Source organism: Aliidiomarina sp. (assembly GCF_022565475.1).
In the GTDB taxonomy this organism is placed as follows: domain Bacteria; phylum Pseudomonadota; class Gammaproteobacteria; order Enterobacterales; family Alteromonadaceae; genus Aliidiomarina.
In genome coordinates this window covers 99697-123381 of the sequence record NZ_JAIUMR010000006.1, presented here as the reverse complement: position 1 = coordinate 123381, position 23685 = coordinate 99697, and the positions used below count along the sequence as shown (strand labels likewise).

Below are 23685 nucleotides of genomic sequence, written 5' to 3'. Positions count from 1 at the left end.
ACAATGATGCAGCGTTATGTGAAAATTGCTTTAGGGTTAGTCATTGTGGTGATTATTTTGGGTGCATATACCCGCCTCACTGACGCCGGTTTGGGCTGCCCTGATTGGCCCGGTTGTTATGGTTTCTTAACCGTACCACACAGTGAAACACGGGTAGAAGCCGCAGAAATGCGCTTCCCGGAGCGTCCGGTTGAACACTTTAAAGCGTGGAATGAAATGATTCACCGCTATGCAGCGGGCATTTTAGGTATTCTGGTTCTTCTTATTGCGGTAACCGCCGTCCAACGCCGCCGTCGTATTGGTGCGGGCAAACCACTGAAACTACCATTGGCCCTGTTGGCTTTAATTATTTTCCAAGCGGCGTTAGGTATGTGGACTGTCACCATGAACCTACAACCTGTGATCGTCATGATGCACCTGCTCGGTGGTTTTTCGACCTTCTGTTTGTTGGCGCTGTTGTATTTACGCGAGACTCAGCCAGCGCTTGCGACTGAGCCGAAATTGCGCGCATTGCAATCGCTGGCCATTCTCACCATGATTGTGGTCATTGGCCAAATCGCGCTGGGCGGTTGGGTGGCAGCAAACTACGCGGCTCTAGCCTGCACGAACCTACCGATTTGTGAAGGTAATTGGATGGAGCGTCTGGACATTGCCGGTGCATTTTCAGTACCGGAAGCAGACGACTACGAGTTCGGTGTGCACAGCTACGCTGAACGTATGACCATGCATGTTTTCCATCGAATCGGTGCGATCGCTGTCATCGCTGTGATGGGCTGGTTACTCTTAAAGCTTTGGTTAAACGCAACTAGCCAGTGGTTCAAGCGCCTAACCTTTGTGATGACCTTCTTGCTCGTATTACAAGTTGCCCTTGGGGTAACGAATGTCGTTGCTAGTCTTCCATTAGCAGTGGCCGTTGCTCACAATGCGGTAGGCGCACTGATGCTCGTATCCTTGGTCGCTTTAAACTATGCTCTCTATAAAATAAAAAGAAAGGAGGTGAGCCATGGCTAATCAAGTCGCGCTAACCCAACGCGCCAGCTGGCGTGAATATCTAGAACTGACCAAACCACGTGTGGTGGCACTGTTGTTGTTAACAGCGTTGGTCGGCATGGCGCTGGCGACACCCACATGGGTCGCTGCGGACATTCTCATTCCGGCCATGCTCGGGATTGGCTTAATGGCGTCTTCGGCAGCGGCGGTGAATCACCTGGTCGATCGTCATATCGATGCGAAGATGGCAAGAACACTTCGCCGACCTTTGCCTACGGGCGCTTTGTCACCGCGAAAAGTGCTGACGTTTGCCATGATCATTGGCACCTTGGGTTATATTATTCTCGAATTGTTCGTCAATCGCCTGACTGCAGTCTTAACCTTAGCCAGCTTGGTCGGCTACGCAGTGATTTACACCATGTACCTGAAGCGCGCGACACCGCAAAATATCGTTATCGGTGGTTTGGCGGGTGCAGCGCCACCATTACTGGGCTGGACCGCTGTCACCGGTGAAATCCATGCGTTCCCGCTGCTGTTAGTCATGATCGTCTTCACCTGGACACCGCCGCATTTCTGGGCCTTAGCAGTTCATCGTGCGAAAGACTATGCCAAAGCCGAAATTCCGATGTTACCGGTCACACACGGCATCGCCTTTACCAAAACCTGTATTTTGCTTTACACCATTTTACTCACCGCAGTGTGTATTTTGCCCTACCTCGTCGGCATGAGTGGCTGGCTGTATTTGATTGGGGTTAATATTCTCAATGTCATTTTCCTCGGTTATGCATGGAAACTAAAATACCGCCCGGAAAAATTGACCGCGTGGAAAATGTTTAAATTTTCCATCTGGCATTTAATGGTGTTGTTCATCTTACTGCTCGCGGATCATTATTTGATCGCGCAGTAACTGTTTTCTTTTGGAGGTTTCGAGCCCATGAATTTTCGCAAACTGATCATATTAATTCTCGTTGCGGTTATCGGTGTTGGCAGCTACGTCGCTCTCAATCAAGTCAATCCACCGGAACTGGAGTCGAGCCGTATTTATGATCAGCCGCGTCTTATCGAACCATTTCTGCTGCAAGGAAGTGACGGCGCAGAGGTGACGAATACCGCACTCGAAGGCCAATGGACCTTGCTGTTCACCGGGTATACCTTCTGTCCCGACATCTGCCCAACCACAATGGCGCAGTTAAAGGCGCGTTGGGCGGACATTAGCAGCGCAAGTGATTTCCCAGTGCAGGTTTGGATGATTAGTGTTGACCCGAAGCGCGACGATGTCGATCGCATTCGCATGTACGTGGACTTTTTCGGTGAAGGCTTTTATGGTGTTCGTGCCGAACATCCAGAGCTCTATCCTTTCGTACGTAATATCGGTCTGATGTACTCGGTGCCTGATGAAAATGAAACCAATTACTTGGTCAATCATAGCTCTGCTATCATCTTGGTTGATCCGAATGGACACCAGCAAGCCATTTTCCGTCCCTCTCACGAACTTGGTGAAATAGCCACTGTGAATCCGAATCATTTAGTTCGAGACTTTCAGAAGATTGCTCGCTACTTAGAGCACACCAACAGTTACTGATTACTGCATGAAAAAACGGCCACATAAAGTGGCCGTTTTTTATGTCCGTCTAGCGATTTTAATCCGCCAGCAGTGACAGCATAAATGCATATTCTTCCGCGCGCTCGCGCAAAGCAGAGAAACGTCCTGAACTACCGCCATGACCTGCCGTCATATTGGTGCGGAACAACAAGACATTGTCGTCGGTTTTATAGTGACGAAGCTTAGCTACCCACTTCGCTGGCTCAAAGTATTGAACCTGTGAGTCATGTAGACCCGTCGTCACCAAAATCGCTGGATAATCAATCGCAGCCACATTGTCATACGGTGAATAGGACAACATATAGTCGTAGAACTCTTTCTGCTTGGGGTTACCCCACTCGTCAAACTCGTTGGTCGTAAGTGGAATGGTCTCATCAAGCATGGTCGTAACCACGTCAACAAAAGGTACCGCGGCATGTAAACCAAGATACTTCTCCGGCGCCATATTGGCCACAGCACCGATTAACAAGCCCCCAGCACTACCACCTCCGGCAATCACTTTCTCTGAATGTGCATAGCCTTCATTAACTAAATGGTCGGTCACGTCAATAAAATCGGTGAACGTATTCTTTTTATTGAGTAACTTGCCGTCTTCATACCAATGGCGCCCCATTTCCTGGCCACCACGAATATGAGCAATCGCATAGACAAATCCACGATCAACCAGTGATAGCACCGAACTACTGAAAAACGGATCCATACTGCTCCCATAAGAGCCGTACGCGTATTGATACAAGGGCGCTTCACCGTTGGCAACAAAGTCATGTCGATGCAGCAAGGTGACAGGAATCTGGCTACCATCACGCGCCGTCGCCCATGTTCGCTTGGTCACATACAAAGACGCATCATAGTTTGGTACCTCAGTTGCTTTTAACACCGTTTGTTCGCCACTACGCATATCGTAGGCGTAGGTCACCATAGGCGTAGTTAACGAACTGTACATGTAGCGCAAGGTGTCAGTAAATTGGTCAATATTCCATTCGAAACGCATCATGTACGCATCTTCATCCGCTTCAATAAAGCGCGGATTCGAAAAGTCATCCCATGGCAATAATTTAATTCGCAGCAGACCATTACTCCGCTCATTAATCGCCAAGTAGTCGGCAAAGACCGCATAGTCGTTAATAAATACATCATCGCTGTGCGGAACTAAAGGTTGCCAGTTCGATTTATCACCGATAGCGTCGTGCGTCACTTGCATTAACTGGAAATTCGGCGCCTGATAATCGGTACCAATAATCCAGCGACCGTTGATATGCTCCGCCTCATACAATAAGCCGCGTTCGCGTGGTGCAATAACGGTGAAATCACCATCTGGTTGATGTGCATCAAGTACCCATATTTCGCTACTGACGGTTTGCGACAGATAGATTTGAATAAATTGCTGGTCGGTGCTATTGCCGACATAGAGATAGAACGTATTATCCGCTTCCTCATAGACGACTTCGGCTTCTTCCGCCGCTTGACCTAAGCGATGCTTGAGCACCCGCGTTGACAATAAAGTCACCGGATCGTTTTCCACCACAAACAAGGTTTGATTATCTTGAGCCCAAGCCACAGAGCGCGAAAGCCCTGTCAATCGGTCCGGCAAATCTTCGCCTGTGTGCAAGTCCCGCACGCGTAATTCATATTGGCGCCGTCCGGTCGTGTCGACAAAGTAGGCCACATAGCGGAAATCAGGGCTGTAACTTAGATTGGTCACCGACATAAACGCATGGCCGGTCGCCAACTCATTGACATCAATAATGACTTCCACAACGCCTTGGTCGTCTTCACGCACGTAAAGCGGATACTGCTTCCCTTCTTCGTAGCGCGTGTAGTACCAATGCTCACCGCGACGTAAGGGCGTGCTGCTGTCGTCCTGGTTGATGCGACTGAGCATCTCTTCTTCAATTTCTTGCACTAAAGGTTCATAGCGGTCGGCATAGGCGCGGTAATATTCGTTCTCAGCTTCAAGATAGGCGATGACCTCGGGTGCAGTACGGTCATCGTCGCGCAACCAATAATAGGGGTCATGACGATCGCCATGTGGCGATTCAACGACATAATCAATCCGCTCAGCAATAGGTGCTTGACGTTGACTAAAGGTGTCCGACGCTTGTTCCGGGGGTTGGCCACCGCAGGCGAGTAAGGTAAACGTCAATACAGCCGCCAGAGTCAGGCGGCTGTAATGATAATAGCGTGAAGTAGTGTTATTGTGAGTCATCAGTCATGCTCCGTATAGACGATAACTCACTATAGTCTAAGCTTAAATTTGCTCCAACTATTTGTTGTTTTTAATCCGGCCAACTACCCTGTTGATCGGGACGAATCCACTGCACCGAATACCAATAGAAACGTCCAGGCCGGCTAATACTCGGTACCGTGCAATTATAGCGTTGGCGACCGATTCCAATCGGCTCATCCGCTTGCACCGAAAACGTTTGCTCATCGTGCCACTGCGGGGCATGTGGATGACTGCGGATAAAACAATTCAGTTGGTTACGATGAAAGTCACTGGTATCCAATTTTAATTTTAAAATTGGTCGTGTGTCTTCGTGATCGAGCAGGGTATCTTCGATATGCGTTTCGAGTACCGGCATGCCTAGCGCTGCCATTTTAGTCCCTAAAGTGCCTAGGTTGGCGTACATACCCGCCGCCGCGAAGCGCGGAATGGCGCGGAAATCACTATGTTGACTGAAGCCACCCGAGTGCTGACCAAAACCAATAAACCCGAGCTCAGCAACGAGGTCCGCAAGCACAGCGTCATATTCACCGTAAGGGTAAGCAAACAGCTTGTAACTCACCCCCACTTCTTCCTTGATTTTCGCTTCAGCATCTAAAATGTTTTCACGCATGCGCTGCAGCCAAGCTTGTTCATTCGCAAAGTCGGCTCGACGCGGTAAATGGGCATGATCCAACGAATGGTTGGCAATTACGACACCGTCGTTATGTAGATCCCGAATTTGGTCCCAACTCATATATTGACCCGGTGTTTGGCCAATGGGGTCCGTGGTGACAAATAAAGTCCACGGCACATCAAACTCTTTTAAGATTGGCCAACCATTGGTGTAAATATTTTGATAAGCATCGTCGAAGGTGATCACCACAGACTTCTCAGGAATCTCTTTCCGTCCTTGCGCTGCAGCGATTGCGTCACGAATATCAATGACGGTGAAGTCGTTGTCCTTTAAATAGGTTAGATGTTCACGAAGTTCGTCTGCGGTCACGCTCGTCACGCGCGGCGTGCTATCACTGACGTGATGATAAAGCAGAATCGACGCATGGGCGTCCTCTTGCGCCTCGGTCACAGACGGTGTAAAAAACAACATTGCGCCGGCAAGTATACTCGCCACAACAGTTAACCAACCTAGTTTCATCCAAACCCCCGGAGTTTGTCTCATGTCTCAGCCTCAAACTGAGCAGTACCGTAGCCTGAGTTCAATATTGAACGCATGGCAGGATCATCGCAAAGTATTCTTAATTGCTTTACCAATGATGATCTCAAATATTGCGGCACCACTCTTAGGTCTTGTTGATACTGCCATCATAGGGCATTTGCCGAATTCTATCTACCTTACGGCCGTGGCAACGGGCGCTATGATCATTAGTTTCATGTACCTATTAGCCATCTTTTTGCGCATGTCGACAACGGGTCTAATCGCTCAAGCTTATGGGGCCAAAAGTATTGTGAATCAACGCACCATTTTGGTGCAAGCCGCGACGCTTGCTGTCGTTATCGGCGTACTCCTGGTACTTTTGCAGCCGTTGATTATTTGGCTTATGCAGGCGCTCGTCGCTATGGATGGTGAATATCAACGCTTGGCCACCATTTACATCCAAATTCGAATCTTTGGCGCGCCAGCAGCTTTACTTAATCTCGTGATTCTCGGCGTTTTACTCGGCCGCCAGCAAGCTGGCCGCGCGATGGTGCTCGTCATTTTCACAAATTTAGTGAACGTCATTGGTACGGTTGTTCTGGTCTTACTACTGAACTTCCATGTGTATGGCGCGGCAATTTCGACGCTTGTGGCGGAATGGGCGACCTGCTTCGTCGGCTTATATTGGTTACAAAGCAGTTTTAAACTGAAATGGAAAGCCTTTCAGACGCTTCGTCTACCACAATTTCTCGCCTTGTTTGCCCTTAACCGCGACATCTTTATTCGCTCGTTGCTCCTTCATGCCTGTATGGCCACCATGACGGTGGGCGCAAGCTATATCGGTCCTGACTGGGTCGCCGCGAATGCTGTCTTAATGCAATTTCTGATTCTGATTTCGCTCGGTCTCGATGGCATCGCCTATGCAGTTGAGGCACTCATTGGCGAAGCCAAGGGCGCAAAGAAACCCGAGCTAATTCACAAGTGGTTGCGACTTTGCCTATTCTGGTCAACCCTCTTCGCTGTCCTTTATAGCCTCATTTTTTGGCTGTTTGGGGCTTCGATTATCGCGCTCATTACCAATATCGAATCGCTACGCGAAACCGCTGAGATGTATCTACCATGGCTGATCGTTTTACCCTTACTCGCCCATTGGAGCTATTTTTACGATGGCGTTTTTATTGGTCTAACCGCAAGTAGAGCCATGCGCAATACCATGGCTATTGCAGCGCTCGGTGTGTTTTTCCCGGTCGCCTTGTCTACACTTTGGCTTGGTAATCACGGACTTTGGCTAGCGCTCTGCGCATTTATGGCGGCCCGAGGTTTCGGGCAATGGCTGTGGTTACGCCAAGAAAAAGGCCCCATCGTTGCGGAAGGGGCCGAAAACGACGGCATAACTGCGTCGAGGGAGTGATAGTTATACGCAGACCTGCTGTTACGCAGGCCTGCTCAGTCAATTATTCAGTGACAAAGTCATCAAGAACAATCAACTGTGGTGGCAAACCACCGGTTGTTGCGTCCACCGCGATAGCGGTATACAAACCACCGCCTTGGAGATCCAGTAAGAGTGGACCAATGGCCGCATCTTTAGTACCTGACAAGGTCACCGTGACGAAATACTCGCCTGGCGGTAATGCCACATTGCCCGTTGCTTGCAACGCTGACGCATCGAAATCTACACCTTCAAATGCTGGTGAAGCGTCACTAATGTCGTCAGTCGCAGTCACGTAGATATCCACTAATCCAGCCGTTGGCGAAGCGTGGATGATACGGACGATAGCAGCAGTTGTGATGCGGCGGTTGTCTTCAAGCAATACAGCTGGTGCAATACCGTCACCACCGAGTTCACCGACCGCCAAAATGCTGTACTGTTGAGCATTCTCTACCGGCAGGTCGACATCGATGACAGTAACGTCAGTACCAGCAGCGTTGACCTTAATGTTGTAGGTGTCAGCTGGCAGATTCAAATAGCCAGAGAAGGCTAAGAAAGGCACTTCGGTTAATACGGCGTCATCATTGACGAGCACGTCGACCGCGGGTGCATCAGCGACAGCGTGAACGACGCGTGCATCAGCACCGGCATCAACTGAATGGAGTACTGCTGAGCCTTCGCCATCAGCGATGAGTAAAGCAATTGGGCGTTCACCACTGTTGGCGCCGACACTTGGTGTCGCTGTGACAAATAGATCTGCACCTGCTGGAAGGCTAATTTCACCCGAATCGAAAACGACTGCGTCAGCGTCACCAGCGACGGTGATACGAATTTGGTAATCACCACCAGCGACTTCAACTTGGCCTGTGTGGTCTTTATAAGCCAATGTCGCAGCGGGCTGTTCAGCGCTTAAGTCGGCACCAAACTCTGTTAAGTAGACGTCGACCGTCAAGTCGACTGGCACACCATGCAATACTTGTAAGCGAGCATTACCATCACCAACTGTAGAAACGTCGTTGGCAACAATAAATGGCTCTAAAGTTTCGTCGTCTACGCGACCGAGTGCAAACACGTCATAGCGGGTGTCCGCCTCTAAATCGAGAGACAAAGGACCAATCACGGTAACGGTCGAGTTATCCGGCAAAATCGCGTCCACACCGACTTCGTAGTTACCTTCTTCGACAACAGCAAGACCTGAAGAAACCTGATAATCAACTCCCTCTAGGAAGTTATCGCCATTCACGGTAATATTGACCGCTGGCGCATCAGCAGACGCGTGATGAACTCGCAATTCAAACTCGCCAGCTGGCGGCGGTGTTGGCGGTTGCGGTGGATTTGGTTGTGGTGTTTCTGGACTGCTGGAACTATTACAAGCCGCAAGAAGTAGCGCTGCGACCGATGCACTTAAAATTTTTGTGGTTCTGTTCATTGTGTTTTCCTCATTGGATTGTCAGCAACGATCATTTACGAGGGGTACACGTGAACAGGATCACAAAACTTACAAACAACTTGAAAAAGTTGTATTGGTTTAGTTTCTAAGCTTATGTAAAACAAAGGAATTATAATTTGCGCAATGCATTGTTCGTGCTTGCATTTGGGATCATCCTCATCTCGTTGATTCTCGGCGCGATCTCGCCGATTCAAAATTTATTTACCCAAAACAATCAACGCCCAACACCTGAAACCGCAACATCCGAGCCCGCTGAGGTAATTGTGCGCAGTGATTTCAGCCAAGCAAATACCAGTGTTGAAGCGAATGTTGGGGACAGCAATCAAGAGGATAGCGGATTATCGGAGTTATTGGATAGTCATGCGCGGATGCAAGTCCTGCTGGGGGAAGAGCCAAGCCTCACCGGTATTATCGAAGAAAATATCCAGTTAATTGGCAATATTGAGCATCACGCAGCTTTTCAACATCATCAAACCATCCTCAAGCTAATTCAGGATGCTGCCAATGTTCAGCCTATTTCTGTTGTCTGCACAGGGACGATTTGTAATCTTGCCATTTATGCAAACTCTGCCGAACGTGCCGAGGAGTTCGTGGCAAAGCTCATTCAACCGAGTCCGCAGCTGCCAATAGATTCAGCAGAAGTTCGGCCATTTAAAGAAGAAGAGCACAACCTTGTTCACGTTGTGCTCTTTATGAAGCCGGTTACTGAACGACCCAATTAATAGTATGAGTGTTCGCCGCGCATGTGTTCAGTAATGTCGCGAACACCATTGAGCTCGCCTGGGAACGATTCAAGCAGCTGCTTTTCAATCCCATCCTTCAAGGTTACATCGACCATCGAACAACCATTGCAACCACCACCAAACTGAAGAATGGCAACGCCATCGTCAGTAATTTCAGAAATCATCACATTACCGCCATGGCCGGCAAGCTGGGGGTTGATTTGCGACTGAATGACATAGTCGACACGCTCAATTAACGGGGCGTCATCGGCCACTTTTTGGGCTTTCGCATTGGGTGCTTTTAAGGTTAATTGCGAGCCCAGCTCTTGCTGCACATAGTCAATTTCAGCGTCTTGCAAAAACGGCGCACTTTCAGCGTCAACGACAGCAGAGAAGCCGTTAAATGGCAGTAATTGGTCATTGTCTTCGACCGCATCCGGTGGACAATAAGACACACCACATTCCGCATTTGGACGACCCGGATTGACAACGAACACACGAATATTCGTGCCTTCTTCTTGCTTGCTCAGCAAATCACAAAAATGAGCTTGGGCTGATTCGGAAATGGTAATCATACGTCATTCACCTTTATACTTGAGTATTTCACTAGGGTTTATTCTATCGCATCTGGTAAGCATTGCATAGTAACTCTGTTGGTAAATCCGCTTGAATTTGCTAGCTTGTGGGCACTAATTCACAGGAGTTTTTAACATGTCTAAAACTTTAACCACCCATTTACGGCGTTTCACAGCTGCCGTGGTGGCGGTTGCCGGCGTTTCCTCAGCCGCGGTTGCCGTTGACCTTGATTACTATTTACCAAGCAATGTCAGCTTTGACGAAAGCATTCCGAAGCCTGCTGAGGTTCTCGGTTACGAAGTGGGCGAATGGCATGCTCGTCCAGAACAAATTCACCGTTACCTTGAAATTCTTGCTGAACGCTCAGACCGAATGACATTGACCATCAACGGTCGTTCTCATGAGCAAAGACCGATGTTACTTTTGAAAGTGAGCGCTCCAGAAAACCAAGGCCGCTTGGAAGAGATGCGCCAGCAACATTTGGCGGTGTCTGATCCAAGTCAGAACGTCAACGCCACAGAAGCACCGCTTGTTATTTACATGGGTTACAGCGTGCACGGCGATGAGCCCTCTGGCTCCAATGCCGCTATTTTGACCGCTTATTATCTCGCTGCTGCACAAGGTGACGAGATCGACCAATGGTTGGACAACACGGTCATTCTTCTTGACCCAATGTATAACCCCGACGGTTTGTCACGCTTCGCGACTTGGGTGAATCAATACAAAAGCATGACTCCAAGTGCAGATCGTCAGCACCGCGAACATCAGCAGGATTGGTTGCGTGGCCGCCAAAACCATTATTGGTTCGACTTGAACCGCGACTGGTTGTTACTCCAACACCCCGAGTCGCACGCGCGGATTCAAGCCTATCAAGACTGGATGCCCAACGTATTAACGGACCATCACGAAATGGGCACGGATTCAACCTACTTCTTCCAACCTGGTATTCCATCACGGAAAAATCCGCTGACGCCGGACGAAAACGTGCGTCTGACCGAGCGTTTAGCTGAGTACCATGCAGATGCGTTAGACGATATTCACAGCCTCTACTATACCGAGGAGTCCTTTGACGACTTCTATTACGGCAAAGGCTCTAGCTATCCTGACGCACAAGGCACGATCGCCATCTTATTTGAGCAAGCCTCGTCACGTGGACATTTACAAGAGTCGGTCAATGGTGATGTTTCCTTCCCATTCACAATTCGCAATCAGTTCATTACGTCGTTGTCGACCATTCGCGGCGCTGTCGCCGAGCGTGACTGGCTCCTCGATTTCCAACAGCGCTTTTTCAAAGAGAACCTTGAACTTGCTGGCAAAGAAAGCTTCGACGGTTACCTGTTGCGGGAAACCGATGAAGGACGCATGAATGAGCTGCTGCGGATCATGCGCATGCACAACATTGACGCCTATGCAGTCACCGAAGCGTTCACGGTCGACAACCAAACCTATCGCCCAGGCGAGGCTTATTACGTGCCGATCCGGCAACGTAACTATCGTCTTTTGAAAGGTGTCTTCAGCACCCAGCAAGACTTCCCTGATAACACCTTCTACGACGTTTCGGCATGGACTTTACCGCATGCCTTTAACGTTGAATTTAGTGAAGTGCGTCACAATCGTCGTTTCCGCGTCAGTGATCAAGCGTGGCAAGAGCCAACCCAGTTCGCCGCAAACCAACTCGCCGACACACGAGTGGGTTATGTATTCAGCTGGGAGCCGCAGTTCGCACCACGTTTACTGAGTCATCTGTTACAAAACGGCATTCACGCCCGTTTAGCGGCAGACGAAATGACCATTAGCACGCCAAATGGGGAAGAAACCTTCAGTCATGGCAGTGTCATTGTGACGCGCGCCTACCAAACTCGCCCTTGGTCGGAAGTACAATCTGTGCTTGCCGAGCACGCTGACCAAAACCGTGTTCGTGTCCACACCTTAACCAGCGGTTTAACGCCGACCACAGGTATGGACATTGGTAGCCGTAGTATTGACCCAGCACGCATGCCAGCGGTGATGATCGTGATTGGCGACGGTGTCAATTTGCAAGAAGCTGGGGAAGCTTGGTACTTCTTAGATCGCGACGTCAATCTTCCTGTGACCCTGATTGAAACGCAGCGTTTGGACCGTGTGGATATTGACCGTTACACCCACATTATTCTCGTTGACGGCCATTATCGCACCTTCAGTGACCGCTTCCGTAGCCAGCTACAACAGTGGGTTCGCCGCGGCGGTACCTTGATCGGCCAAAAAGGTGGCGCGCGCTGGATGGCGAGTAATAATCTATTGGGCGCTGAAGTAGTGAGTCAGGATGAGTTCCGGGCGCAATTCCCAACCGAAGGTTTAACCTATGGCGACCGTGATCATTATTTCGGTCAACAGCGTCTTGCCGGAGCAATTTTCAGCACGAACCTCGATCTGAGTCACCCACTTGCGGTTGGCTATACGCGATCGCAGTTACCGGTATTCAAAAACAGCACCATGGCATTCGTCGCCAATAACAGTCCATTTGTTGACGTTGCGCGCTATGCTGAAGATCCGGTGCTGGCTGGATTTACCTCGCAAGGTAACCGTGAAGTCCTGAGTGAACGCAGCAATATCGTTGCTCATCGTTTAGGCGCCGGTCGTGTTGTCGGCTTTGCCGATAACGTCAACTTCCGTAGCTTCTTCTGGGGCTCGAATAAGCTCATGGCTAACGCAATCTTCTGGTCGCAGTATGTGCTCGGCACAGCAGCCGGCGAAGAAGAAGAGGAAGAAGACGAGGATGCTCACGCCCATTAATAACGCGCAGTGATCGCAACCAGCCCCGCCGTCATGGCGGGGCTTTTTTATGCAACTTTAGTCGAGTTTTCATCATATTCTCGGCAATCCTTTGACCTAGACCATCGTATTTTTACTGTGCATCGCTATACTGAGCCTATTCATCATGGTAAGGACGAGGTTACCAATGTCAGAGGAATCGCCAGTCTACCGCGCCAGTCCGCAACGTTCAGTCGCGCCCGACGGGCAGCTGCTATGCCAAGGGAAGCCGGTTAAGTGGCCACAGCTCATTCAGTCCGGCCAGCGTATTTTCATTGGCTCCCATGCAGCCGTGCCACACACCATGATTCAGAATCTCCTTGCCAACTGTAAATACCTGCACGATGTCGAAATTATTCAAGTGGGTGCATTTGGCGACAATGCCTGGGCTGAACCGGCCTATCAAAATCATTTCAAAGTGAATTCATTGTTTATCGGCGGCGAACAAGTGCGTCGAGCCGTCGCAGAGGGACGTGCCGACTACACGCCGACCTTTATGTCGGATATCCCGTCGTTGTTCCTCGATGAAATTCTGCCGCTCGATGCCGCCTTAATTATGGTCAGCCCCGCAGATCAACATGGCTATCATTCGCTCGGTGTCAGTGTTGACGTTGTTTCGGCCGCATTACGGGCCGCGAAAACCGTCATAGCGCAAGTGAACCCAGCGATGCCCGTGACCTTTGGTCAGGCATTTATTCATAAAGGTCAGATTGACGCCTTTTATTATGCGAATGAAGCTTTGCTCGAACTGCCGCCGCCGAAGTTCGATCCCATCACCGAGCGCGTCGGTCAATATGTATCGCTGCTTGTTGACGACGGTGCGACCATTCAAATTGGCTTTGGCAAAGTCTGTGAAGCGACACTACGCTACCTCAGCAACCACAAAGACCTCGGTGTGCATAGCGAACTCATTACTGACGGTATCATGGATCTCATGCTCAGTGGCGTGGTCAATAATCGATTGAAAACCTTTCATCAGCATAAGTGTGTCACTAGTTTTGCCATTGGAACCCAGCGTCTCTATGACTTCGTCAACCATAATCCACACATTGGCTTCTATCCGAGTGAATATGTGAACTCGCCGGCAAATATTGCGCGTAATGACAACATGGTCTCGATCAATAGCGCCATTGAAGTCGATTTAACCGGCCAAGTGGTGTCCGACTCTATCGGCTATCAATTCTATTCTGGGATTGGTGGCCAGGTTGACTTTAGTCGCGGCGCGTCGATGAGTGCCGGCGGCAAGCCGGTAATTGCGCTGCCATCGACAGCAAAAGACGGCAGCGTATCACGTATTGTCCCACACATAACCGAAGGTGGCGGCGTGGTCACCTCACGTGCCCACGTGCATTATGTCGTCACCGAATTTGGGGTCGCCTCGTTACGCGGCAAAAGCATTCGCGAACGCGCGCTCGAACTCATTCGGGTGGCACATCCGAAGTTCCGCGCACAGCTGCTCGAAGAAGTCCGTCAGCATTACTACGTGCCGAATTATCAAAAACAAACGCCCGTTGAGGTTCCGGAACTTGGCGAAGTCGGCTTTAAAGAGCTTTTCATCGGCGGAGAACAATTTGACTTGCGCCCCTTGAACCCAAGTGACGAGCGTCGATTACAGGAATTTTTCTACTCGCATACCAAAGAGACCCTGCAAATGCGCTACAACACGGTACCGACACAGATGAGTCGAGAAAAGTCCTGCACGTTAGTAAGCGTCGACCAAAGCAAAGACTTAGCCTTGTGCATCGTTCGCCAAAAAGGTTCAGCGGCGCAGATTCAAGCGGTTGGCCGTTATTACTTAAGCCATGATGGCAGCAATTGTGAGGTCGCTTTCGTCACTCGCGAAACCCACCAAGGCAAGGGCATGGCGAAGTTATTGCTCGACGAAATGATTCGTATTGCCAAACGGCGCGGTGTCGGCAAAATGCTTGCCTACGTGCGCGCGGAGAACCAAAAAATGTTAGCGGTCTTCGAGCGCGCCGGCTTCCAGCGCTTACCTGCCGACGAACCAGGCGAAGTTTATTTAGCCTTATCCCTTGGCGAGGACTCTTAATGGCCATTACTATTTTTAGCCACAGTTACTGCAGTTTGCATAAAGTTACCGAAGTGCATCCAGAGCGCCCCGCTCGCCTTGGCGCGATCAACGACCAGCTGATTCGTTCCGGTATGGAGTATGTCCTCACGCAAAAGGATGCAACCCCTGCGAGTAAAGACGATCTGTACCGCGTGCATGATATTGCGTACGTGAATGACCTTTTTGCCCGCGAACCGCAAGCGGATGACGACCATATTTGGCTGGATCCGGACACCTTGATGGGGCCTGGAACATTGCGTGCGGCACTGTATGCTGCCGGCTCCGGCAAAAATGCGGTCGATGAGGTCATGACCGCCGAGAATGCCAAAGCATTTTGCGCGGTCCGGCCACCGGGACATCATGCCACCGCGAATCAAGCCATGGGTTTCTGTTTATTCAACAATATTGCCGTCGCTGCCGCCTACGCCTTACATCAGTACCCGATTGAACGCGTTGCGATTATCGATTTCGATGTTCACCACGGCAATGGCACCGAGGACATCTTCTTGCAGGATGAGCGCGTACTGTTTTGTTCTTCCTTTCAACACCCGCTTTATCCCGATACCGGCGCCGATACCATGAGCCCACACGTCATTAACGTGCCCTTAGCGGCCGGGTGTTATGGCACGGAATGGCGACAGCACGTCGCCGAACGCTGGTTCCCAGCCATCGATCATTTTGCGCCGGATTTGATCCTTGTCTCCGCCGGCTTCGACGGTCACCTTGAAGATGATATGGCGCAATTTAATTTGGTCGAAGACGACTACCACTGGATTGCACAAGAGCTTTCGAATCTCGCCAACCAGCATTGTCATGGACGGCTCGTCGCCATGCTTGAAGGTGGTTATAACCTCAGCGCGTTGGGTCGCAGCGTTGTCGCCTTTTTAAAAGGTTTACTTTAACACGCCGGCGTTAAGCTGACGGCGGAAGGGTATAAGCCAAGCCCCAGGCGTCAACTAAGCAAGGTTCTTGGCGCAATACCGCTGCCATGGCTTCAACCGTGGCACCGCTAGTGATGACATCATCAATAATCGCCACGCGTTTGGCGAGTAGCGGCTCTCGCCAATAGAACGCTTCCGCGAGGTTATGGCGACGTTGGCTAGCGGTTAAGCGGTGATTCTCGCCGGTATGGCGTTTATTGAGCGGCTCCTGCAGCGGAATCGCCAGAATTTTGGACAGCTCAGCGGCGAGCAATTGCGACTGATTATAGCCACGGTGTAGCCAACGTCTTTCACTTAATGGCACCGGCACTAACACCTCTGGTAAATAGAGTTGCTCGTGTTGATAAACCTTTACCGCCTGTGCAGCCAATAAAGGTGCCATATGACTCGATAGGCCAGAAATGCCATTGAATTTAAAATCATGAATCCAACGCTCGACCGGCTGTTGATAAGCCAAAGCCGCTAACCACAGTCGTGTATGCTCGTGATCTGCAACCAAAGGTTGCGGCGCCAGCCGAGGCAAGTCGCCATAGCAAGTTTGGCAGAGGCCAGCGCTAAGCTCTGCCCGCAAACAACACAGCCAACATGCACCAAAGTTTGTCGGTACGGGGTTTAGCTGCGATAAAAATTTGTTAAGATTCAAGTTCACTGGACACCTCCTTGTTGTCACCCTTTCATTCGTTTCAAAGGTAGTCGTCATGCCCAATAAAGCCAGAGAATTAAGCGTTCGCGTACAACCTTGTGCGCACGATCAAACGGCGCCGACACTGGTTCTTATACATGGCTGGGGATTGAATAAAGAGATTTGGTCGCCAATCAGTCCGTTGTTGTGCGAATTTGCTCAGGTCGTCACCATCGATCTACCGGGCTTTGGCCACTCCTCTTGGCAAGCGGGCAATGATCAATTTGATCACGCTTGCCATCGCGTTATGGCCAATTTAGCCCACCACCTGAACGGCCCTTTCTATTTAGCGGGTTGGTCGCTGGGCGGTCAGTTCGCCACACAACTCGGGTTAGACTATCCGACTTATGTGAAAAAAGTCATTACCATTGCCAGCTCGCCTTGTTTTATGGCGCGAGACGGTATTGCTACCAGCAGTAGTGTCCCCTGCGCACAAGACGAAGCATGGCCGGGCATCAAACGCGAAACCTTGGAAGCGTTCCGTTATCAGCTGAGTACTAACTTTCAAAAAACGCTCGAACGTTTCTTAGCCGTTCAAGCGCTTGGCAGCCCAGCGGCCAAAGAAGAAATTAAAACCATGCGAGCACTGTTAGCGAGCTGTCCAGAACCGTCCCCTGACGCACTGGTTGCCGGTTTACGCTGGTTAGCTGAGGTCGACTTACGTCAAGACCTGAAAGCGCTGCAAGTGCCGCTGGTGCGCTTGTACGGTCGTCGCGATAGCCTCGTACCAATCGCGACGAGTGCTGCGATTACGCCTTTTTTAGCGAGTACTATGCCCGCCAGCATCCAGTTTGACGCCAGCGCGCATGCGCCATTTATTACCGAAGCCGACCGTTTCGTCACCACCTTGCGTGCCGTTGTCTGCGCTGAATGAGCTATTTTTGGCAGCGCGGACAGTAAAAACTGTTGCGCTGGCCGATCCGTATCGCGCGGATCGGTTGTAAGCATTGCACACAGGGTTCGCCGGTGCGGCCATAGACTTGCAACTCCTGCTTAAAGTAGCCGGGCTTGCCATCTGCACTAAGGAAGTCTTTGAGGGTGGTACCGCCTTGGGTGATGGCTTTAGCGAGAATGACCTTGATTGCTTCGCCAAGTTCGAGATAGCGTGCTTTGCTGATTTTTCCCGCCGCCCGACGCGGGTCAATCCCGGTGGCAAACAAGGCTTCATTGGCGTAAATATTACCCACACCCACCACTACGGCGTTGTCCATAATAAAGGATTTCACCGGGGCCGTTTTTCCCCGTGACAACTCATACAAGCGCAAACCGGTAAACTCGTCCGTAAGTGGCTCTGGACCAAGCTTGGATAAAGCCTCATGCACTTCGTCAATACCCTGCCAAAGCACCGCACCAAAGCGGCGCGCGTCATTTAGGCGCAAACTTAAGCCGCTGGCTAATTCTAAGGCAAAATGGTCATGCTTCTGCTTTTCACTGTCCGTGGGGACGACGTGAAGTTTACCTGACATGCCCAAATGAATAATCAGTGTTCCAAGACGGGACTCCAACAGCAAATATTTGGCTCGCCGCTTGACCGCTGTCACCTGCTCTCCCGCTAATTGCAACACGTCGTTGGAGATCGGCCAGCGCAGTCGCGGTTGCCAAATTTTTACTTGGGTAATGGTCTGCTGTTCGAGGTGTGGCGCGATGCCTAACCGGCTGACTTCCACTTCTGGCAACTCTGGCATAGACTATCCTATTGAAATTTAGAGAACTATTTTTATACCTTCAGCAGGAATCTGAGCGTATATTTAGCGCCCCGAAACCACGTGGTAGTGTACCAGAGGAACAAGCGTTCACGCGATGACTCAATTACTTGCAAACTTACATGAAGCGCAAGGTCAACTGACCACCGACATTGCCGACGAGGCATGGATCGCTCGGTTTGATCAATTAGCCGACCGCGGCTATGTCATTATTCGCGACTTTCTGCCGAAAGCTGAAGTCGCTGCGCTCTATCGCTACACGCAAGCATTGGACGATCAAGACTGGTCGCTGGCAGGTATTGGTCGCGAGCAACAGCACACCGTGAATACCCGAGTCCGCAGTGACAAAATTCGCTGGTTGCGGCCGGAAATCGCAGCAGAAGCTGTCTACCTAAATACAATGGACGAACTGCGCATTCGTTTGAATCGTCGCTTGTTCATGGGTTTATTCGACTACGAATGCCACTTAGCTCGGTATCAAGCGGGTGCTTTCTACAAAAAACACCTCGACGCTTTCAAAGGCCGCAGTAATCGAGTTTTGACGACGGTGTTTTATTTGAACCCTGAGTGGCATGTTGACGATGGCGGTGAACTGGTGATCTACGGTGATCGCGGTGAGGTGTTAGAAACGATTCTGCCGCAGCAAAATACCCTCGTCGTCTTTCTTAGCGATGTCTATGTTCATGAAGTAAAAACCGCCCATCGCGAGCGGTTTAGTATTACTGGATGGTTTCGTCACAACACGTCAAACGCTTATCGCGTTGATCCGCCAAAGTAGTCGCTGCTGCTTTGGCGGTGTTACGGCGTTAGACTTTGCGCATCGGCTGCAATTTCAGGTAAGTTGCACTGCGCCATAGCCATTCCATCGGGCCGTATTGATAGCGCTGCAACCACCACGTGCTAAACCAAAGCTGTAAGCCATATAGAACAAGCGCCATCAACGTGATGGCAAAGCGCCCATACTCACCGTACAAGCCAATACCATACCCATAAAACAGAGTAGTGAAGACAATCGAGTGGGTCAGATAATTGGTCAACGCCATGCGTCCCGCCGGAGCCAAGTGTTGAATCCACTTCTTACCGCTGATGTACAAAATCGTCAAAATGGCCATATACGCCAAACATAAGCCAAGGTTAGCCACTGCTTGCAGCGTAAAGACTTGTGCACCACGGTAATCTGGAATCATCATTTCAATATCGGTACCAAAAATACCGACAAACAATGCACTCGGCAAACCCAATACCAAACCAACGATCAAAAGCTTGCGAATTGCATTTCGGTGTTCCAGAGGCTTAGTAAAAATCTGTAAACGCGCCAACGATGCACCAATCAAAATGGTGCCCAAAATGGTTGGAATGAAGAAGATAATGCCGCCACCGCCATACATCAGGGCAATTTCGCTGATTCGAAGTTGGATGACCTCGGCGTAGCTACCACTGGCATAGACACTATGTCCGGTTGCGATCATCTCGGCCATCACTGCTCGCTGCTCTTCAAAATCTGCTAACATTTCCGGTCCAGCTGGCGAATTCAGGCCCATCTGAATACCCCAGGCACCTAACCAATAGAGCAAAACGGTCAAACCAATCAGCGCCACACCCCATTTCCATAAACGCTTCGCTGGTGTTTTGGTGAACAGTAATAAAAATAGTCCGGCAATGGCGTAGGTTAAGAGAATATCGCCACCCCACACATAAACAATATGAATGAAGCCGAACAAGCCTAAAACAAAAATACGCCGGAAATACAGCCAACGTGGCGAATTTACTTTCTCAATAGCTCGGTCGAGAAATAGTACAAAGCCCATGCCGAACAATAACGAAAACATGGTGTAGAACTTACCCTGCACAAAGGTATAAACACTCCAAGCCGTCGCGTAGTCGAGACCGGTTTGGCTGGTGTCGAGTCCATACGCCATGGCAACCAGCGGGCGCTGAAAGTATTCAATATTCATGAGCAATATGCCAAGCAAGGCAAAGCCACGGATAATATCGAGCAAGTGCATTCGCTCTTGCGGTGCAGTTGGGGTGGCGGCGCTGAACGCGGCCGGACTGTTAGCAGACGAGGTCATAGAAGGTCTCCAATCTTTATTGTTATTTTTTGATCGCGTAAGTTTAGACCTGTTCTTTCCCTCCAGCAAATCGTTAGATGTAACAAAGCGTGTTGTAAGCGTTGACTTGCAGGCACAAAAAAACCCGCACACAGCGGGTTTTTCTTATGCTTAACGAAGCTTACTTAATTTTAGCTTCTTTAAACATCACATGCTTACGAACAACTGGATCAAACTTTTTGATCTCAAATTTTTCTGGCATGTTACGTTTGTTCTTGTCTGTGGTATAGAAGAAACCAGTACCAGCAGAAGAAACCAGACGAATTTTATCGCGCATCGTAATATTCCTTTCGTTCTAGCCGGTAATTAAATCCGGACGCCTTTAGCGCGCAGATCAGCCAGTACCGAGTCGATACCGTTTTTATCGATGATCCGCATACCTTTCGTAGAAATGCGCAGTTTTACCCAACGCTTTTCGCTTTCCACCCAAAAGCGGTGGCTTTGTAGGTTTGGCAGGAAACGACGGCGGGTCGCATTGTTCGCGTGTGAGCGGTTATTACCAACCACAGGCCGCTTTCCTGTTACTTGACATACTCGTGACATGTTCGTTACTCCGAAATTGCTTTGCAAGCTCGCCTAATCGCCCTGATGGCCTTGCCCTATAAATCGAGGGCGCAATTTATACTAAAATTTGCCGCAAAAGACAAGCTTCAACGCGTATTTTTTGCGCTTTAATCGTAAATTCAGATCTTTTTTGATCTATAACCAACCTCGTTCAGCAAACGAGACGGTCTCACCGGCGCCGATGACAAAATGATCGAGCAAGGCTACATCGATCGTTGTCAGCGCCTCCTGGATCCTCGTTGTCACCCGTTGGTCGGCTTGGCTAGGCTCAGCCACACCTGAAGGATGATTGTGCGCTAGAATCACGGCCGCTGCGTTGTGACGCATCACCAATTTGATAATTTCGCGAGGATAAACCGGGGCAGCGTTAATCGTGCCGTAAAACAGCTCGCAATAATGCAGCAAACGGTGCTGACTGTCCAGCAGTAATAGCGCAAATACCTCACGAGGCTGATGCCGAAGTTGCGCCGCTAAATAGTCTTTGACCATTTCCGGTCGGGTAAATCCAGCACCGTCGCGAAGTGGCGTGGCTAAGTAACGTCGGGTCAGCTCCAAGACCGCCTGCACTTGCATGCAACGCGCTAAGCCAACACCCGGCAATTCCAACAATTGCTCTTGCGGCAAGGCAAACAAGCCTGCCAAACCGCCGGCGCTTTTTAATACGCTTCGACTCCACTCCAGCACGTCTTGTCCCTGCCGGCCGGTGCCAAACATCACTGCTAATAACTCGGCATCGGTTAAGCTTGCAGCACCATGTGCCGCGAGTTTTTCACGCGGTCTTTCTTCCACCCGCCAGTCTTTAATTGAGGTTCGAAGCGCTTCCGGTTCCTGTGTCTTTATCCTTAATGTCTCACTCATTATGCCAACTCCTTTGGACGAATAACGGGCGACTGTTGACGCAAACATCGCCAAAAGCAAACGACCCGTGTTAATCTTAAGGGTAAGGACTTACTTCCACGGAAACAACTATGGCAAGCCTTTCAAATCGTAAGCTATTGCTGATTGTGACCGGCGGCATTGCTGCCTATAAAACACCTGAGTTGGTGCGGCGTTTGCGCGACCATGGCACCGAAGTGCGCGTGGTGATGACAAAAGGGGCGAAGGCTTTTATTACCCCGCTCACCTTGCAAGCTGTGTCTGGCCATCCTGTCCACGACGACTTACTTGACCCCGCGGCAGAAGCCGCCATGGGGCATATTGAACTCGCCCGTTGGGCTGATCTTATTGTCGTTGTTCCAGCCAGTGCAAGTGCGATCGCACGCTTAGCCCATGGCTTTGCCGACGATCTGTTTAGTACTTTATGTCTTGCCACGGACGCGCCCATCGCTGTGGTTCCAGCGATGAACCGACTCATGTGGTCCGCTCCGGCAACCCAACGTAACGTCGAACTCTTGCGCGCGGACGGCAAATTAATATGGGGACCAGCCGAAGGCTCCCAAGCCTGTGGTGAAGTCGGTGCCGGTCGGATGCTCGAACCGAGTCAGATCCTCGAACAGATTCAGACCTTTTTTGGCAACACCACTTCATTGCATAGCGAACCTGCAGCAACATCTGGCGCGTTACACGGCTGTCAATTGCTGATCACCGCTGGCCCGACGCGCGAAGCGATTGACCCTGTGCGTTATTTAAGCAATCACAGTTCAGGAAAAATGGGCTTTGCCCTCGCCGCTGCCGCCCATGCTGCCGGTGCACAGGTAACTTTAGTCGCCGGACCGTGTTCGTTAGCGACGCCAAACGGCGTGACACGCGTCGACGTAACGTCTGCGACCGACATGCAACGTGCCGTCGCTGAGCATATTGGCCATGCGGATATCTTTATCGGTTGTGCCGCTGTCGCCGACTTCCGGCCAGTTCAGGTTGCCGGACAAAAAATGAAAAAGAGTCAGGGCGAGGATCACATGGTGATCGAACTCGTGAAGAACCCAGATATCTTGGCGTGGGTCGCCGCACAAACACCAGCCCCTTTCTCGGTCGGTTTTGCTGCGGAAACCCACGACGTGGCAAACTACGCTAAGGAAAAACTCCAGCGTAAAGGCATTCAGCTGATTATCGCCAACGATGTCAGTGATCCCGCGATTGGTTTTAATAGCGACGACAACACCGTGACGGCCTATTGGGCTGACGGCGAGCAAAGTTTTGCAACCGCGAGTAAAGAACGCCTCGCCGAACAATTAATCGACTTAATTAGTCAACGTTACGAGCAGTCTATCTAACAATAATTTATGGACCTAAGATGAACAAATCGATCGACTTGAAAATCCTCGACCCTCGTGTCGGTAAAGACTTTCCCCTGCCCGCCTACGCCACACCCGGTTCGGCCGGTCTCGATTTACGCGCATGTTTAAGTGAATCTATTGAACTTGCAGCGGGCGAGTCAGTTTTAATCGGCACCGGAATCGCTATTCATATTAGTGACCCAAGTCTTGCCGCCACTATTTTACCGCGCTCCGGCCTTGGTCATAAGCATGGCATTGTGTTGGGCAATCTGGTTGGTCTCATTGACTCAGATTATCAAGGCGAACTCAAAGTTTCGGTGTGGAATCGCAGCAATCAAGCCTTTACCATCGAGCCCGGCGAGCGAATCGCCCAACTGGTCATTATTCCAGTGGTGCAAGCCGATTTTAATTTGGTCAGTGAATTTACCGAAAGCGATCGCGGTACGGGTGGGTTTGGCTCATCCGGCCGACATTAAAC

General features: G+C 50.4%; 22 protein-coding genes. 12 read left to right on the top strand and 10 right to left on the bottom strand.

Annotated elements, in window-relative coordinates; translation table 11 throughout:
* Nucleotides 1–6 precede the first annotated feature (6 nt).
* From LAT77_RS07075 to LAT77_RS07065, 3 genes are read left to right on the top strand one after another with little or no spacing between them, the layout of a single operon-like run.
* A complete protein-coding gene (locus LAT77_RS07075; RefSeq protein ID WP_290563908.1) occupies nt 7–1011 on the top strand; it encodes a heme A synthase in 1005 nt (334 codons plus the stop codon).
* The gene (gene cyoE / locus LAT77_RS07070) at nt 1004–1897 is read left to right on the top strand and encodes a heme o synthase (protein WP_290563860.1); all 894 of its coding nucleotides are present in this window, start codon (nt 1004–1006) and stop codon (nt 1895–1897) included. Before LAT77_RS07075 ends, cyoE begins: the two co-directional genes overlap by 8 nt.
* Before the next feature lie 27 nt (nt 1898–1924).
* A complete protein-coding gene (locus LAT77_RS07065; RefSeq protein ID WP_290563859.1) occupies nt 1925–2572 on the top strand; it encodes an SCO family protein in 648 nt (215 codons plus the stop codon).
* Between the two features lie 58 nt (nt 2573–2630).
* Here LAT77_RS07065 and LAT77_RS07060 read toward each other — a convergent pair whose 3' ends face one another.
* Both LAT77_RS07060 and LAT77_RS07055 read right to left on the bottom strand, forming a co-directional pair.
* A complete protein-coding gene (locus LAT77_RS07060) occupies nt 2631–4799 on the bottom strand; it encodes a S9 family peptidase (RefSeq protein WP_290563858.1) in 2169 nt (722 codons plus the stop codon).
* 70 nt (nt 4800–4869) lie between these two features.
* Nucleotides 4870–5976 carry a polysaccharide deacetylase family protein gene (locus LAT77_RS07055; RefSeq protein WP_290563857.1) on the bottom strand — a complete coding sequence of 369 codons (1107 nt, stop codon included), beginning with the start codon at nt 5974–5976 and terminating at the stop codon, nt 4870–4872.
* Between LAT77_RS07055 and LAT77_RS07050 the strand changes: the two genes are divergently transcribed.
* Nucleotides 5975–7363: an MATE family efflux transporter gene (locus tag LAT77_RS07050; protein ID WP_290563856.1), complete on the top strand. Its 1389-nt coding sequence runs from the start codon at nt 5975–5977 to the stop codon at nt 7361–7363. The two genes, LAT77_RS07055 and LAT77_RS07050, sit on opposite strands and share 2 nt — an antisense overlap.
* A gap of 43 nt (nt 7364–7406) precedes the next feature.
* On the opposite strand, the gene LAT77_RS07045 is transcribed toward LAT77_RS07050, so the two are convergent.
* Nucleotides 7407–8810 carry a DUF4397 domain-containing protein gene (locus LAT77_RS07045; RefSeq protein ID WP_290563855.1) on the bottom strand — a complete coding sequence of 468 codons (1404 nt, stop codon included), beginning with the start codon at nt 8808–8810 and terminating at the stop codon, nt 7407–7409.
* 137 nt (nt 8811–8947) lie between these two features.
* Here LAT77_RS07045 and LAT77_RS07040 point away from each other — a divergent pair, with 137 nt between their 5' ends.
* A complete protein-coding gene (locus LAT77_RS07040; protein ID WP_290563854.1) occupies nt 8948–9553 on the top strand; it encodes a hypothetical protein in 606 nt (201 codons plus the stop codon).
* On the opposite strand, the gene nfuA is transcribed toward LAT77_RS07040, so the two are convergent.
* Nucleotides 9550–10128 carry a Fe-S biogenesis protein NfuA gene (gene nfuA / locus LAT77_RS07035; RefSeq protein ID WP_290563853.1) on the bottom strand — a complete coding sequence of 193 codons (579 nt, stop codon included), beginning with the start codon at nt 10126–10128 and terminating at the stop codon, nt 9550–9552. The genes LAT77_RS07040 and nfuA overlap by 4 nt on opposite strands.
* 136 nt (nt 10129–10264) lie before the next feature.
* Between nfuA and LAT77_RS07030 the strand changes: the two genes are divergently transcribed.
* The 3 genes from LAT77_RS07030 to LAT77_RS07020 all read left to right on the top strand — a co-directional run bounded on the left by LAT77_RS07030 (nt 10265) and on the right by LAT77_RS07020 (nt 15892).
* The gene (locus LAT77_RS07030) at nt 10265–12901 is read left to right on the top strand and encodes a M14 metallopeptidase family protein (protein WP_290563852.1); all 2637 of its coding nucleotides are present in this window, start codon (nt 10265–10267) and stop codon (nt 12899–12901) included.
* Between the two features lie 166 nt (nt 12902–13067).
* Entirely contained in the window at nt 13068–14969 is a 1902-nt protein-coding gene (locus LAT77_RS07025) for a GNAT family N-acetyltransferase (protein WP_290563851.1), read from the top strand.
* Nucleotides 14969–15892 (top strand): histone deacetylase family protein, encoded by a 924-nt coding sequence (locus tag LAT77_RS07020; RefSeq protein WP_290563850.1) that lies wholly within the window; start codon nt 14969–14971, stop codon nt 15890–15892. The genes LAT77_RS07025 and LAT77_RS07020 overlap by 1 nt, the downstream gene beginning before the upstream one ends.
* Before the next feature lie 10 nt (nt 15893–15902).
* Here the strand turns inward: LAT77_RS07020 and LAT77_RS07015 are convergent, their stop codons facing one another.
* Nucleotides 15903–16580: a hypothetical protein gene (locus tag LAT77_RS07015; RefSeq protein ID WP_290563849.1), complete on the bottom strand. Its 678-nt coding sequence runs from the start codon at nt 16578–16580 to the stop codon at nt 15903–15905.
* A gap of 49 nt (nt 16581–16629) precedes the next feature.
* Between LAT77_RS07015 and bioH the strand changes: the two genes are divergently transcribed.
* Entirely contained in the window at nt 16630–17487 is an 858-nt protein-coding gene (gene bioH / locus LAT77_RS07010) for a pimeloyl-ACP methyl ester esterase BioH (RefSeq protein WP_290563848.1), read from the top strand.
* A gap of 1 nt (nt 17488) precedes the next feature.
* On the opposite strand, the gene mutM is transcribed toward bioH, so the two are convergent.
* Entirely contained in the window at nt 17489–18298 is an 810-nt protein-coding gene (gene mutM / locus LAT77_RS07005) for a bifunctional DNA-formamidopyrimidine glycosylase/DNA-(apurinic or apyrimidinic site) lyase (protein ID WP_290563847.1), read from the bottom strand.
* A 115-nt stretch (nt 18299–18413) separates the two neighbouring features.
* On the opposite strand from mutM, the gene LAT77_RS07000 reads away from it, so the two are divergent.
* On the top strand, nt 18414–19094 hold the full coding sequence (locus tag LAT77_RS07000) for a 2OG-Fe(II) oxygenase (protein ID WP_290563846.1): 681 nt from the start codon (nt 18414–18416) through the stop codon (nt 19092–19094).
* 28 nt (nt 19095–19122) lie between these two features.
* On the opposite strand, the gene LAT77_RS06995 is transcribed toward LAT77_RS07000, so the two are convergent.
* The 4 genes from LAT77_RS06995 to radC form a co-directional block, all read right to left on the bottom strand.
* A complete protein-coding gene (locus tag LAT77_RS06995) occupies nt 19123–20388 on the bottom strand; it encodes a DUF418 domain-containing protein (protein WP_290563845.1) in 1266 nt (421 codons plus the stop codon).
* Between the two features lie 160 nt (nt 20389–20548).
* Entirely contained in the window at nt 20549–20704 is a 156-nt protein-coding gene (gene rpmG, locus LAT77_RS06990) for a 50S ribosomal protein L33 (RefSeq protein ID WP_007420939.1), read from the bottom strand.
* A 29-nt stretch (nt 20705–20733) separates the two neighbouring features.
* Complete coding sequence (gene rpmB, locus LAT77_RS06985) at nt 20734–20970, bottom strand: 50S ribosomal protein L28 (RefSeq protein ID WP_126791681.1); 237 nt, start codon at nt 20968–20970, stop codon at nt 20734–20736.
* 156 nt (nt 20971–21126) lie between these two features.
* Nucleotides 21127–21849 carry a DNA repair protein RadC gene (gene radC / locus LAT77_RS06980; protein ID WP_290563844.1) on the bottom strand — a complete coding sequence of 241 codons (723 nt, stop codon included), beginning with the start codon at nt 21847–21849 and terminating at the stop codon, nt 21127–21129.
* A 110-nt stretch (nt 21850–21959) separates the two neighbouring features.
* On the opposite strand from radC, the gene coaBC reads away from it, so the two are divergent.
* Together coaBC and dut are read left to right on the top strand one after the other, a co-directional pair.
* Nucleotides 21960–23204, top strand: a complete 1245-nt coding sequence (coaBC, locus tag LAT77_RS06975) for a bifunctional phosphopantothenoylcysteine decarboxylase/phosphopantothenate--cysteine ligase CoaBC (RefSeq protein ID WP_290563843.1) — start codon at nt 21960–21962, stop codon at nt 23202–23204.
* A gap of 20 nt (nt 23205–23224) precedes the next feature.
* Nucleotides 23225–23683: a dUTP diphosphatase gene (dut, locus tag LAT77_RS06970; protein WP_290563842.1), complete on the top strand. Its 459-nt coding sequence runs from the start codon at nt 23225–23227 to the stop codon at nt 23681–23683.
* Nucleotides 23684–23685 lie beyond the last annotated feature (2 nt).